Here is a 13,797-nt window from a genome sequence, read left to right on the forward strand (position 1 = left end):
AGTTTTAGATTGAAACATCCAATCACCTTTCGTTGATAAGTTACAGCTATTATAACAAATTAACGCGGTGATCTATTTAAAAAACAGAAAAAAATAAAAGCTGCCGAGACTTTCTCGACAGCCTGAGACGGCCCTTTAGGGTCGTCTGTTTTTTTGTGCCGGGATTCCGTGAGGGTTTTCGTTACGTTGGGAAGGGATTTCCGCTTCCGAAGGTAACGATTATCCCGGAATCGTGACGTTCGCGGGCAAAAGTTCAGGACGAAGGGAAGGATTCTCATCTTTTCGTTACCTTCACCCGGCGAAACGTTCTCCGAAGGTAACGATTCGGCACAATTTCCTTACCGGACAGGGCGCCTCTTCTTCACTCACGCCCTCCGGTAACGAATGTTTGTTCGCAGGAGGTTAGAATGATAAACTATTGTGGTAAACTATAGAGGAAAAGATAAGAACGGAGGTTTTTCTTCGTGGAACATACATTTGAACTGCATTCGGATTTTTCCCCGGAAGGTGATCAGCCGAAGGCGATCCAGGAACTGGTGGAAAGAATCAACAGTAATAAAAAACACCACACGCTCCTCGGTGCCACGGGTACCGGGAAGACGTTCACTATGTCAAACGTCATTCAGGAAGTGAAGAAGCCGACTCTCATTATCGCCCACAACAAGACGTTGGCCGGGCAGCTTTACAGCGAGTTCAAGGAATTTTTCCCGAACAATGCTGTCGAGTACTTCGTCAGTTACTACGACTATTACCAGCCGGAAGCTTACGTCCCCCAGACCGACACCTTCATCGAAAAAGACGCGAACATCAATGATGAAATAGATAAACTCAGGCACTCGGCGACATCTGCCCTGTTCGAACGGGACGATGTCATCATCGTATCCAGTGTCTCCTGTATCTATGGTCTCGGTTCCCCGGAAGAGTACAAAAGCATGGTACTCTCCCTCCGTATGGGTATGGAAAAAGACCGGGACGAACTGCTTCGGAATCTCGTCGACATCCAGTATGCCCGCAATGATATTGATTTTCAGCGCGGTACTTTTCGTGTGCGCGGAGATTCCGTTGAGATCATTCCGGCTTCCAGAGAGGAACACGCGATCCGGGTCGAGTTTTTCGGAGACGAGATCGACCGGATCCGGGAAGTCGACGTACTCACCGGTGACGTAATCGGTGACCGGGAACACGTCGCTATTTTCCCGGCATCGCACTTCGTAACGAGAGAAGAGAAGATGAAAAAGGCTATTGAAAATATAGAAAAAGAACTGGAAGAACAGCTGAAGATTTTCCGCGAAGAAGATAAGCTTCTCGAGGCACAGCGTCTGGAGCAGCGGACGAATTACGACCTGGAGATGATGCGGGAGATGGGTTTCTGTTCGGGGATCGAGAACTACTCGAGACATCTGACGTTCCGGGAAAAAGGAGCGACTCCGTATACACTGCTCGACTATTTCCCGGAGGATTCCCTCATTATGGTGGACGAGTCCCACGTGACTATCCCGCAGATACGCGGAATGTTCAACGGGGATAAAGCGAGAAAGCAGGTACTCGTCGATCACGGGTTCCGTCTGCCGTCCGCGCTTGATAACCGCCCGCTCATGTTCGAGGAGTTCGAAAAACACGTAAACGAAATCACTTATCTTTCGGCTACGCCGGGACCATACGAACTGGAACATACGGATAAAGTCACCGAACAGATTATCCGTCCTACCGGCCTGCTCGATCCGAAAATCGAGGTGCGGCCGATCCACGGACAGATCGACGATTTGATCGGAGAAGTCTACAAGCGGCAGGACAAAAACGAGCGGGTCCTCGTCACGACGCTTACGAAGAAAATGTCGGAGGATTTGACTGCCTATCTTAAAGAACTCGGCATTAAAGTGGCTTATCTGCACTCGGAGATCAAGACGCTTGAGCGTATCGAGATCATCCGTGATCTGCGGCTCGGGAAATACGATGTTCTCGTAGGGATCAACCTGCTGCGGGAGGGGATTGACATACCCGAAGTCTCGCTCGTCACCATCCTTGATGCCGATAAGGAAGGGTTCCTCCGTTCCCAGCGCTCGCTCATCCAGACGATAGGACGGGCTGCGAGGAACGACGATGGTACCGTTATTATGTATGCCGACAAAATCACCGATTCCATGCGGATCGCCATGGACGAAACGGAGCGGCGGCGTGAAAGACAGATCGCTTACAACGAAGAACACGGCATCACGCCGACGACGATCAATAAAGCGATCCGTGATGTCATTCAGGCTACGAGCGAGGCGGAAGAAGAGGAAAGTCCTCTATTCGATAAGAAACCGTCCGAAATGACGAAGCAGGAACGTCAGGAATTCATCGACAACATGGAAACAGAAATGAAGCAGGCAGCAAGGGACCTCGATTTCGAACGGGCCGCCGAGCTGCGGGACATACTGCTTGAACTAAAAGCGGGAGGATGACTTGCACATGCCAAGCAAATATATAAGCGTCAAAGGAGCAAGAGCACACAACTTAAAAGGTGTGGATATCGACATTCCGAAGAACAAGATGGTAGTGATGACCGGGCTGTCCGGCTCCGGTAAATCGTCTCTCGCGTTCGAAACGATTTATGCGGAAGGGCAGCGGCGCTACGTGGAATCATTGAGCGCTTATGCGAGACAGTTTCTCGGTCAGATGGACAAGCCGGATGTGGACTCGATCGAAGGACTGTCCCCGGCGATTTCCATCGACCAGAAGACGACGAGTAAAAATCCGCGGTCCACGGTCGGGACAGTGACGGAGATCTATGACTATCTCCGCCTGCTTTACGCCCGTATCGGCCGACCGGTGTGTCCGAACCACGGCATAGAGATTGATTCCCAGACGATTCAGCAGATGGTCGATCAGCTCACCTCCTACGAGGAACGGACGAAGATGCAGCTGCTCGCACCGATCGTATCCGGACGTAAGGGAGAGCATAAGAAGACGCTTGAGCGACTGCGTAAGGAAGGGTACGTGCGTCTCCGCATCGACGGGGAAATGAGAGAGGTCTCCGAAGATATCGAACTTGAAAAGAACAAAAAACACTCCATCGATGTTGTAGTGGACCGTGTAGTCGTAAAAGAAGGAGCGGAAGGACGGATCGCCGACTCTCTGGAAACGGCACTTGAACTCGGAGGCGGACACGTCACCGTCGACGTAGTCGGGCAGGAAGAAGTGAGTTTCAGTGAGCACCATGCCTGTCCGATTTGCGGATTTTCCGTCAGTGAACTGGAACCGAGGAAATTTTCCTTCAACAGCCCGTTCGGGGCCTGTGACAGATGTGACGGTCTCGGCGTGCAGCTTGAAGTGGATATAGATCTCGTCATCCCGAACTGGGACCTTTCCCTGAATGAGGGTGCGGTTGCCGCCTGGCAGCCGACGAGCTCCCAGTACTACCCGCAGCTCTTAAAAAGCGTATGCGCCCACTACGGAATCGATATGGGTATCCCGGTGAAAGATATTCCGAAACAGCAGCTGGAACGTCTCCTCTACGGAAGCGGGGAAGAGACGGTACATTTCCGCTACGAAAACGACTTCGGAAAAGTGCGGGATAACGATATATATTATGAAGGCATCATCCCGAACGTTTCGCGCCGCTACCGGGAGACTTCTTCCGACTTCATCCGCGAACAGATGGAAGAGTACATGGCGCAGAAACCGTGTCCGAAATGTAACGGCTACCGCCTCGGCAGGGAAGCCCTTTCCGTTAAAGTGAACGGCAAGCATATCGGTCAGGTGACGGATTTCTCCGTAACGGAAGCGAACAGTTTCTTTACGGATGTGCCGCTCACCGAAAAAGAAAGAACGATCGCCAACATGATTTTGAAAGAAATCAGTGAACGGTTGAGCTTCCTCGCAAACGTCGGTCTCGACTACCTGACGCTGTCCCGCTCCGCCGGTACACTTTCAGGCGGCGAGGCGCAGCGGATACGGCTGGCCACTCAGATTGGTTCGGCGCTGACGGGCGTACTGTACGTTCTCGATGAACCTTCCATCGGTCTGCACCAGCGGGACAACAACCGTCTGATCCAGACGCTGAAGCGGATGCGCGATCTCGATAACACGCTCATAGTGGTCGAACACGATGAAGATACGATGCTTGAAGCAGACTATATTGTCGATATCGGACCAGGGGCCGGAGAGAACGGCGGACAGATCGTCGCCATGGGTACGCCGAAACAGGTGATGAGGAGCAAGAAATCGCTGACCGGGCAGTACCTTGCCGGTAACCGGTTCATCCCCCTTCCGCTGAAACGGAGGAAACCGGACGGCCGGACCCTCAAAGTGAAAGAGGCGGAAGAAAACAACCTGAAGAAAGTGGACGCCGAAGTGCCGCTCGGGGTTTTCACCGCAGTGACGGGCGTATCCGGTTCCGGAAAAAGTACGCTTATCAACGACATACTGTACAAGTCGCTGTCCATGAAGCTTCATAACGGAAAACAGAAGCCCGGAGCGCACGGAACGATAGAAGGGATCGATCAGCTGGAGAAAGTGATTGAGATCAACCAGGCCCCGATTGGCCGGACGCCGAGGTCCAACCCGGCGACGTACACGGGAGTCTTCGATAACATCCGTGATATTTTCGCCGATACGAACGAAGCGAAAATCCGCGGGTACAAAAAAGGAAGATTCAGTTTCAACGTAAAAGGCGGCCGCTGCGAAGCCTGTCGCGGAGACGGTATCATCAAAATCGAAATGCATTTTCTTCCGGACGTATACGTACCGTGTGAAGTGTGCGATGGAAAACGTTATAATAGAGAGACACTGGAAGTGAAATACAAAGGGAAAAATATAGCGGATGTGCTGGAGATGACGATCAGTGAAGCGCTGGACTTTTTCTCCAACCTTCCGAAAATCAAGCGGAAACTGCAGACAGTGGAAGACGTGGGTCTCGGGTACGTAAGGCTCGGACAGCCCGCGACGACTCTCTCCGGCGGGGAAGCCCAGCGCGTGAAGCTGGCGAGTGAACTGCACCGGCGCTCCACCGGGAAGTCGTTCTACATTCTGGACGAGCCGACGACCGGTCTGCACGTCGATGACATATCAAGACTTCTGCAGGTCATCCAGCGGCTCGTAGACAATGGTGATTCGGTAGTGATCATCGAGCATAATCTCGATGTGATCAAGGAAGCGGATCATATCATCGATCTTGGCCCGGAAGGCGGAGACGGAGGCGGAAAAATCATCGCCACCGGTACGCCGGAAGCAGTGGCGGAAGAACCCGCTTCCTATACCGGCAAGTTTTTGAAACCGATTCTTGAAAGGGATCGTAAACGTATGGAAGAACGTATGCAACAGGGAGGCTGATGACATGGAACCGATTGTAAAGGAAGAAGCACAGAAAGAAATTGACAGATTCGCCGGGACACCGGTGTATGTACATCTGGAAACGACGAACGGGGCGTATGCGAGTCACTTTAACGCAAAGGCACACAACGTCGGTGCCTTCATCCGCAATGCGAACGTTACGTATGAACACGGAAAGATAATCAGCACCGGCGGCGGCTACCGCGTCGGGCTGAAGCTTGAACTCGGCTGGGTATACGCCGAGGGACTCACGGATTACGAAGTGGATGAACAGAACCGGCTGCTTATGGCCGGACATGACGAACAGGGACGGCTCATGGTAGCCCTTGAAATCAGCGAAACGCCGTTTGCCCACGAGGCTGATCACCATGAGTAAACGGGTCATCGTCATTTTTCCCCACCCCGATGATGAAACGTTCGGTGCCGGCGGGACGATAGCTTCTCTCGTGGAGGAAGGGGCACACGTCACGTACTGGTGCGGAACGCTCGGGGAAATGGGACGTAACATGGGGAATCCGGTGTTCGCCAACCGTGAAACGTTGTCCTCCCACAGGAAGAGAGAGCTCGAGGAAGCGGTGTCGGTGCTTGGTATTGACGTCGTCCACCTCGGCTACAGGGATAAGACGATCGAATTTGAACCGCTGGAGGAAATGGTGACGCATCTCCGGACGAAACTTGAAGAAGAGAGGCCGGACCTCGTTCTGACCCATTATCCGGGATATGCGGTCCATCCGGATCACGATGCTCTCGGACGGGCGGCGGTGGAAGCGGTGAAAGAAATGGAAGAGCCGCCGGAACTATGGCTGCACGCCATCTCGAACGATTCGGAGAAAGACCTCGGGGAGCCGGCCATCACCCGGGACATCAGCGACTACTGGGATACGAAATGGAAAGCGATCCGTACGCACCTTTCCCAGGCGGACGGGATGGTCGATCTGTTGAACAGGGAAGACCAGCTCGAACGGATGAAAACAGAACGTTTTTACACGGGAGATCAGCTCCGGTGATACCCGGTTCCGAAAAGGAGGAGTAGAGATGTCAGAAGAACGGATGAAAATACTTAAGATGATCGAACAGGGGGACATCAGTGCAGAGGAAGGAGCCAGACTTCTGGAATCCGTGAACGAGCCTGATAAAACCTATACGTGGAAAAGTTTTCTCGGCGACGCCGTGGATCGTGTCAAAAAAGGCGATTTCGATTTAAGCTTCGGCAATACGATCGATTTCGGGGAATCGACGGAAGTGGACGCCACCTCGTTTGAAGATATGGACATTCATATCAACAACGGTTCCGTCCGGATCCTAACGCACGAAAAAGAGACAGTGAAAGCGGAATACGAAGTGAAGATGTACCAGAGTTCTTCCGAGGAAGAGGCGAAGCAGCGTTTCCGGGAGGAAGTGCGTCTGGATACGTCCGCCGATCTGCTCCGGCTGTCGAGCCCTTCGAATAAAATCAAAGTATCCGCGACGCTGTATGTCCCGGCCCGTGCTTACGCTTTCGTGAAGACGAAAGTATTCAATGGCCGGGTCGATCTTTCGGCTCTGCGTGCGGACCAGGTGGAGACGAAAACGACCAACGGAGCCGTTACGCTGTCGGAAGTTCACGGGGAGAAAGCAAACGTGGAGACAGGCAACGGAAGCGTCGACTTTCAGAACTGTTCCTTTTCCCGGTGTGATGCCAGAACGGTTAACGGAAAAGTGACCGCCAGCGGTTCTTTCGTCAAGCTCGATCTGTCGACGGTCTCCGGCAGCATCAACGTCTCCGGGCAGGATCACCGGGCCGAACGCGGATTCTTCAAGACGTCCACCGGCTCGATCAATGTGCAGCTTCCGGAGGAGAAGCGTATCGAAGGGAATCTGTCTTCTGCTTTCGGCAAGTTGAGCTGCAAACTGGATAACTACAAACTGTTGTCCGATAAAAACGACTGGCTGACGAAAGAACTTAAATTTACGGCAAGAGAAGATTACGAGATGGTGTATTACGTGGACGCCGACGTAAAGTCCGGCGCCATAACTGTGTACTAAAAAGAAAGGAGGAGAGATGATGAAGAATGCATTACTGCACGTAATCGTAAACGCAGTCGCTCTGCTCGTCGTGAGTGTACTGTTTGATTCGATTCAGGTCGACGGGTTTACGGGAGCCCTCTTTGCGGCTCTTATCCTTTCGATTCTGAACGCCATCATCCGGCCGATACTCGTCGTGCTGACGCTGCCGATTACCGTGCTCTCACTCGGTCTCTTCCTGTTCGTCATCAACGCTATTACGCTCCTGCTCACAGATGCCCTTCTCGGAGGACTGTTCGAGATCGGAAGTTTCGGCGTCGCCATTCTGGCAGCCGTCCTTATCTCCATTGTGAACCTGGTGCTTAATAAATTGATACAGGATCTGTAATGATAAGCCTTCTCCGCGCGCTGCGGAGGAGGTTTTTTTAGTTTGGAGAGAGTTTCGTGACCTTCAGGCTGATAATCCGTGTCTGAAAGTAACGAAACAGGGGGAATCGTGCCCTTCAGCAGGAAAATGTACGGCCGAAGGGAACGATAACGCCGGAAAGGTTACGTTCAGCCGGAATACAGAGCGGTGAAGGTAACGAAAAGGAAACAGGTCGTTCACGAAAAGTACAAACCGGCCGATGAACATCATCTTCCGCTTTTCTGCCCAGTCATGCTACAATGAAAAGCAGCGATAATTGATCTAGGGGGCGATAGCGTGGCGAAGGTAATAACCCAGGAGCTGTTGGACAGATTTGAGTTAGAGTTACTGACCGGGGACTCGGGAGTACACAGAGAAATACATACGAGCGATATTTCAAGACCGGGCGTGGAGATGACAGGATATTTTAAATTTTATCCGAAAGAGCGTCTGCAGGTACTCGGAAAAACGGAAGTTTCCTATTTGAACGAGCTCACGCAGGAACAGCTGAGGGAACGGATGGATAATCTTTGCACCGATGTGACACCGGGCATCGTCGTTACGCGCGGACTCGACGTCCCGCAGGAACTTGTCGATGCTGCCGAAGCAGGCGGAGTGCCATTGATGAGCTCCCCTTACAAAACGACGCGGGTCATAAGCAGACTGACGAATTTTCTTGAGACGAAGTTCGCTCCGTTTACGGCTATCCACGGCGTGCTCGTCGATCTGTACGGAATCGGCGTGCTCATTACAGGGAACAGCGGAGTCGGGAAGAGTGAAACTGCTCTTGAACTCGTCAAACGCGGGCACCGGCTTGTTGCGGATGACAGCGTGGAAATCAGACAGGAAGATTACGATACGCTGATCGGGAACAGTCCGCCTCTCATCGAACATCTGCTTGAAATACGCGGCCTCGGGATCATCAACGTTATGACTCTGTTCGGTGCGGGCTCGGTACGGAGTCACAAGCGGATTACGATGGTCATCAACCTGGAACTGTGGAACGAAGAGAAACAGTACGACCGCGTCGGACTCGATGAGGAAACGATGCGCATCATGGATGTTGAACTTCCGAAGTCGACGATCCCCGTCCGCCCGGGGCGTAATCTGGCCGTCATCATCGAAGTGGCCGCCATGAACCTACGGCTGAAGCGCATGGGAATCAACGCTGCGGAGGAATTTTCCGAGCGGCTGACAAACGTTATAGAAACCGGGGAAGACCAGCCGCCTTCCCCCGAAGACCGTTCCGAAGATTAAGGAGGAAGAAGTATGACTTGTACGACAGACCCTCTCGACCCCATATTTCTGGAGCTGGGAGTACTTAATATTTACTGGTACGGGCTGATTATAGCGACCGGGGCCCTGCTTGGACTGTGGCTTGCGACTTATGAGTCGGAACGGCTCGGTCTAAAGAAAGATTATATGGTGGATCTTTTGATTTATGCGATTCCGATCGCGATTCTCTCCGCCCGTATTTATTACGTTATTTTTGAGTGGGAGCGGTATGCCGGCGAGCCGTTCTGGAAAGTTTTCGCCGTGTGGGAAGGCGGTATCGCCATCCACGGAGCGCTGATCGGTTCGGTACTGACGGCTATCGTGTATACGAAAGTGCGTAAATTATCGTTCTGGATGATGGCGGATATCGCTGCACCGAGTCTGATACTCGGTCAGGCCATCGGCCGGTGGGGGAACTTCATGAACCAGGAAGCGCACGGCGGCCCGGTCTCCGAAAGTTTTTATCAGAACGTCATGCAGTATCTTCCCGGTTTCATCAATCAGCAGATGTGCATCGACGGCACGTTGTATCACCCGACATTTCTGTATGAATCCTTATGGAATATTACGGGTTTCGTACTGCTTCTCCTTCTCGCAAGGAAAGTGAATCCCCGCCGCGGGGAAGTATTCTTAAGTTACGTCATCTGGTATTCGTTCGGCCGCTTCTTCATTGAAGCGATGCGGACGGACAGTCTGTATATCGTCGGCCAGCTGCGCACGGCCCAGGTCATCTCCATCGTCCTGATCATCGGTGCGATACTTGTGATCTGGTACAGACGCAGAACGAAACAGGCGGACCGGCATTATAACGGAAAAAAAGTGAGACAGTGAGGCGATAATGATGCAGGAAATTTTTAAAAGGGGGCTGAAACAGGGCCTCGTTCTGACGTGGGCCCTCGGGAAGATCATTTTCCCGATCACCCTCCTCATGACTATTGTGCAGTATACGCCCGTCTTCCCGTGGCTCATGGATAAAATAGCACCGCTCCTCAGCGCGATCGGACTCTCGGCGGAAGCTGCCGTACCGCTTGTCATCGGTAATTTCCTGAATTTATATGCCGGGATAGCAGCGATCATTTCTTTCGAGTTTACAGTGAAAGAAGTATTCATTATGGCGATTATGCTGTCGTTTTCGCATAATCTGATTCTGGAATCTGCCGTCGCCAAAAAAGTGGGGGTGAGCTGGTGGTTCGTAGTCGGCCTGCGGGTCGGGCTTGCTCTGTTCTCCGCCTGGATTATAAGCGTTTTCTGGCAGGGAGGAGCGCAACTGGCTTCTTACGGATTCGCAACTTCCGGCGGGACGGATCCGTCCGGGACTCTCGAAATCGCCTGGCACGGGGTGACAACTGCAGTGATGGGGATCGTTCAGCTCGCGCTGATCGTTCTGCCGCTGATGATCGTGATGCAGTACTTGCGCGAACTCGGCTGGATCAATACGTTCTCCTCCTGGATGGCTCCATTTATGAAAGTGCTCGGTATGAAACCGAACACGTCCACGACGGTTACGGCAGGACTTACGATCGGTCTTGCGTATGGAGCGGGTGTGATGATCCAGGCGGTGAAAGAAGATGGAGTTTCCAAAAAAGACATGTACCTCACAATGATTTTTCTCGTCTCCTGTCACGCCGTAGTGGAAGATACCCTTGTATTCATTCCGCTCGGTATTCCCGTGTGGCCGCTGCTGGCTATACGTCTGGTGACGGCCATCATACTTACGGCGGCTGTCGGACTGGTGTGGAACTGGAAACTGGACAAGAAAGAGGCCACACGTCATTCTTATCAGGGAGGGTGAGCTATGCGCCGTACAGACAGATATGTAGTAACCGGAGCGAATTCGCTGTGGCAGCTTTATAAGACCGTGCCTTTTTCGAAAGTCGCTCGAAACTTCATCGTACTGCAAATAGCCCGCTACACTCCTTTCATCCCCTGGAAAAACTGGATGTACCGCCGTTTTCTCGGGATGGAAGTGGGGAGCAGGACGGCGTTTGCACTGAAGGCTATGCCGGATGTGATGTTTCCGGAAAAAATAACTCTCGGCGCAAACTCGATCGTCGGCTATAATACGACGATCCTTACGCATGAGTATTTGACGAAGGAGTACCGGCTCGGGGAAGTGGTCATCGGTTCGGACGTGATGATCGGAGCCAACTGTACGATACTTCCCGGGGTGACGATCGGTGACGGAGCCGTCATAGGGGCCGGGTCGCTCGTCCATAAAGATGTGGCGCCCGGAAGCGTCATGGGCGGAAATCCTCTGAAACCGCTCGGGAAAGGAGAAGGCCATGATTGAACAACAGGTACTGCCGGCAGTACGCCGCATGAAAGATTTTGAAACTCTGCTCGAATCGGATACGGAGTACATGGTATTTCTGGAGACGAGGATCGGGCTGTTGAAAAGCATGGTCCGGGAAGCGAAGAAAAAGGGTAAAACCGTATTTATCCATGCCGATCTCGTTCAGGGACTGAAGACGGACGAATACGGAATGGAGTATCTGGGCCGGGAAATCCGTCCGGACGGCATCATCTCCACAAGATCCGGCGTCATCCAGCAGGCGAAACGGTACGGGATTACGTCGGTACAGCGGCTGTTTCTGATCGACAGCCAGGCCCTCCTTCAGAATAAAAAGCAGGTGCTGAAGACGGCCCCTGACTACATCGAACTCCTGCCGGGCATCCTCCCGGGGATGATCGCCGAAATAAAGCAGGAGCTTGAGATTCCCATCATTGCAGGAGGACTAATACGTACGGCGAGGGAAGTGGATGAAGCGCTGAGCGCAGGAGCCGTCTCGGTATCAACCTCCCAGCCTGAACTCTGGCGTTTTGCATAACGGTTGCTTTTCCGGAGAAACATCTGCTACAATGAACGTAAGTTAATAAATGGTCGGAGTGCAGGAGAGACCGCAGAACTTTACGCCCGGCGTAAAGTTGTCTGTGGTCTCTTTTTTTGTGGGCAGAAAAAATTCCTTTACCGCTCCTCTGCATAACTTCCGGTTTATTAGGGAATACACGTATCAGACAATGATAGCGAAGGAAAGGGGTATAATTACATGAGTTTTTCCAGTTATGAACGTAAAGAACAGTTCCGTAAACTTACAGAAGAACAGTGGGATGTATTAGTGATCGGCGGAGGTATCACCGGAGCCGGTATCGCTCTTGATGCTTCGAGTCGCGGTATGAACACGGCTCTTGTTGAAATGCAGGATTATGCAGCGGGTACATCTTCCCGTTCCACGAAACTTGTCCACGGGGGACTGCGTTACCTGAAGCAGTTCGAAGTGAAAATGGTGGCGGAAGTAGGGAAAGAACGTGAAATCGTTTATGAAAACGGCCCTCACGTAACAACTCCCGAGTGGATGATGCTTCCATTTTACAAAGAAGGTAACTTCGGTCCGTACTCCACGAACCTCGGACTGATGGTCTATGACTTTCTTGCAGGAGTGAAAAAGGCGGAGCGCCGCCGTATGTTCTCCCCTGAAGAAGCGATGGAGAGAGAACCGCTTGTAAACGGTGAGAACCTGAAAGGTGCAGGTTTCTACGTGGAATATAAGACGGATGACGCCCGCCTGACGCTGGACGTTATGAAAAAAGCGGAAGAATTCGGAGCTACGGCTGCGAACTATGCGAAAGTGACCGATTTCATCTACGAAAACGGCAAAGTGACCGGAGCCGTCGTGGAAGATACGATCACCGGCGATACGTATCAGGTGAAAGCGAAGAAAATCATCAACGCCGGAGGCCCGTGGGTCGACACGCTGCGTGAAAAAGACGGCTCGAAGAAAGGGAAATCGCTGAGACTGACGAAAGGGATCCATCTCGTTTTCGATCAGAGCACGTTCCCGCTCCACCAGGCCATTTATTTCGATAGCCCGGACGGCCGTATGATTTTCGCTATACCGCGCGACGGTAAAGCCTATATCGGAACGACCGATACGGTATACGAAGGAGATATCGCCCATCCGACGATGACAGTCGAGGACCGGGATTATCTTCTGCGGGCGCTGAAGAGCATGTTCCCTCACGTAAACGTAACAAAAGACGATGTGGAATCCAGCTGGGCCGGTCTGCGTCCGCTGATTTATGAAGAAGGGAAAGATCCTTCCGAGATTTCCAGAAAAGACGAAATCTTCGTTTCTGATTCCGGACTCATTTCCATGGCCGGCGGTAAACTGACCGGGTACCGTAAGATGGCGGAAGACGCTGTGAATCTTATCCGTGATCAGCTGGCGGAAGACTACGGTGTCTACTTTGGAGATACCGACACAGTCCACATTCCGGTTTCCGGCGGGGAAGTCGGAGGTTCCGAAGGTTTCGAGAAATTCCAATACGAAAAAGTGATCGAGGGTGTGAAACTCGGTCTTGAAAAAGAGGAAGCGGAGAGACTTGTAAGTTTCTACGGTGCCAACGTGGACAAACTTTATGCTCTGTATGAAGAGAACAAAGTGAAAGCAGGGGAAGAGGAGATCGATCCGGTCGTATTCACTCAGCTTATCTACGCTTTGAAGGAAGAACAGACGTACAAACCGGTAGATTTCTTCATCCGCCGGACCGGTGCCCTATTCTTCAACATCAACTTCGTGCGCGAGCACAAAGATAACGTAATCCGCTATATGGCGAAAGAACTTGAATGGACAGAGGATCAGACGAACGAATATAAAGAAGAACTGGAACAGCTGCTTATAGAAGCGGTGACGCCGGTGGAGTATGCACGATAACAGGAATGGACCTGCAGAGATATTATATCTTCTGCAGGTTTTTTTGTGCCGGAAGAGTCTTAGCTTTTTGCCGGAATTTTCTCTATA

The 13,797-nt window shown here is 52.1% G+C and carries 12 protein-coding genes; all 12 read left to right on the forward strand.

What is annotated here, in order from left to right:
* The first annotated feature begins 464 nt into the window (after positions 1-464).
* The 12 genes from uvrB (at position 465) to CKW00_RS04080 (ending at position 13,710) form a co-directional block, all read left to right on the forward strand.
* Entirely contained in the window at positions 465-2,444 is a 1,980-nt protein-coding gene (uvrB, locus tag CKW00_RS04020) for an excinuclease ABC subunit UvrB (protein ID WP_095821500.1), read from the forward strand.
* Between the two features lie 7 nt (positions 2,445-2,451).
* A complete protein-coding gene (uvrA, locus tag CKW00_RS04025; protein WP_095821501.1) occupies positions 2,452-5,313 on the forward strand; it encodes an excinuclease ABC subunit UvrA in 2,862 nt (953 codons plus the stop codon).
* A gap of 4 nt (positions 5,314-5,317) precedes the next feature.
* Entirely contained in the window at positions 5,318-5,689 is a 372-nt protein-coding gene (locus CKW00_RS04030; RefSeq protein WP_095821502.1) for a YojF family protein, read from the forward strand.
* Positions 5,682-6,320: a bacillithiol biosynthesis deacetylase BshB2 gene (bshB2, locus tag CKW00_RS04035; protein ID WP_095821503.1), complete on the forward strand. Its 639-nt coding sequence runs from the start codon at positions 5,682-5,684 to the stop codon at positions 6,318-6,320. Before CKW00_RS04030 ends, bshB2 begins: the two co-directional genes overlap by 8 nt.
* Before the next feature lie 28 nt (positions 6,321-6,348).
* Positions 6,349-7,338 (forward strand): DUF4097 family beta strand repeat-containing protein, encoded by a 990-nt coding sequence (locus CKW00_RS04040; protein ID WP_095821504.1) that lies wholly within the window; start codon positions 6,349-6,351, stop codon positions 7,336-7,338.
* A 19-nt stretch (positions 7,339-7,357) separates the two neighbouring features.
* Complete coding sequence (locus CKW00_RS04045) at positions 7,358-7,705, forward strand: phage holin family protein (protein ID WP_008587077.1); 348 nt, start codon at positions 7,358-7,360, stop codon at positions 7,703-7,705.
* Positions 7,706-8,020: 315 nt separating this feature from the next.
* On the forward strand, positions 8,021-8,980 hold the full coding sequence (gene hprK, locus CKW00_RS04055; RefSeq protein WP_093107282.1) for an HPr(Ser) kinase/phosphatase: 960 nt from the start codon (positions 8,021-8,023) through the stop codon (positions 8,978-8,980).
* 12 nt (positions 8,981-8,992) lie between these two features.
* Positions 8,993-9,829, forward strand: coding sequence for a prolipoprotein diacylglyceryl transferase (gene lgt / locus CKW00_RS04060; protein ID WP_095821506.1), 837 nt, complete (start codon positions 8,993-8,995; stop codon positions 9,827-9,829).
* Between the two features lie 10 nt (positions 9,830-9,839).
* Positions 9,840-10,790 carry a nucleoside recognition domain-containing protein gene (locus CKW00_RS04065; RefSeq protein ID WP_095821507.1) on the forward strand — a complete coding sequence of 317 codons (951 nt, stop codon included), beginning with the start codon at positions 9,840-9,842 and terminating at the stop codon, positions 10,788-10,790.
* Between the two features lie 3 nt (positions 10,791-10,793).
* Entirely contained in the window at positions 10,794-11,288 is a 495-nt protein-coding gene (locus tag CKW00_RS04070) for an acyltransferase (protein WP_095821508.1), read from the forward strand.
* Positions 11,281-11,826: a glycerol-3-phosphate responsive antiterminator gene (locus CKW00_RS04075; protein ID WP_095821509.1), complete on the forward strand. Its 546-nt coding sequence runs from the start codon at positions 11,281-11,283 to the stop codon at positions 11,824-11,826. The genes CKW00_RS04070 and CKW00_RS04075 overlap by 8 nt, the downstream gene beginning before the upstream one ends.
* A gap of 219 nt (positions 11,827-12,045) precedes the next feature.
* A complete protein-coding gene (locus CKW00_RS04080; protein ID WP_095821510.1) occupies positions 12,046-13,710 on the forward strand; it encodes a glycerol-3-phosphate dehydrogenase/oxidase in 1,665 nt (554 codons plus the stop codon).
* Positions 13,711-13,797: the final 87 nt, after the last annotated feature.

The sequence above is a fragment of the Salimicrobium humidisoli genome, assembly GCF_002295105.1.
Classification (GTDB): Bacteria; Bacillota; Bacilli; order Bacillales; family Halobacillaceae; genus Salimicrobium; species Salimicrobium humidisoli.

Coding starts and splice junctions, on each gene's coding strand:
- uvrA (WP_095821501.1), top strand. CDS start 2,452: ATGCCAAGCAAATATATAAGCGTCAAAGGAGCAAGAGCACACAACTTA.
- CKW00_RS04030 (WP_095821502.1), top strand. CDS start 5,318: ATGGAACCGATTGTAAAGGAAGAAGCACAGAAAGAAATTGACAGATTC.
- bshB2 (WP_095821503.1), top strand. CDS start 5,682: ATGAGTAAACGGGTCATCGTCATTTTTCCCCACCCCGATGATGAAACG.
- CKW00_RS04040 (WP_095821504.1), top strand. CDS start 6,349: ATGTCAGAAGAACGGATGAAAATACTTAAGATGATCGAACAGGGGGAC.
- CKW00_RS04045 (WP_008587077.1), top strand. CDS start 7,358: ATGAAGAATGCATTACTGCACGTAATCGTAAACGCAGTCGCTCTGCTC.
- lgt (WP_095821506.1), top strand. CDS start 8,993: ATGACTTGTACGACAGACCCTCTCGACCCCATATTTCTGGAGCTGGGA.
- CKW00_RS04065 (WP_095821507.1), top strand. CDS start 9,840: ATGCAGGAAATTTTTAAAAGGGGGCTGAAACAGGGCCTCGTTCTGACG.
- CKW00_RS04070 (WP_095821508.1), top strand. CDS start 10,794: ATGCGCCGTACAGACAGATATGTAGTAACCGGAGCGAATTCGCTGTGG.
- CKW00_RS04075 (WP_095821509.1), top strand. CDS start 11,281: ATGATTGAACAACAGGTACTGCCGGCAGTACGCCGCATGAAAGATTTT.
- CKW00_RS04080 (WP_095821510.1), top strand. CDS start 12,046: ATGAGTTTTTCCAGTTATGAACGTAAAGAACAGTTCCGTAAACTTACA.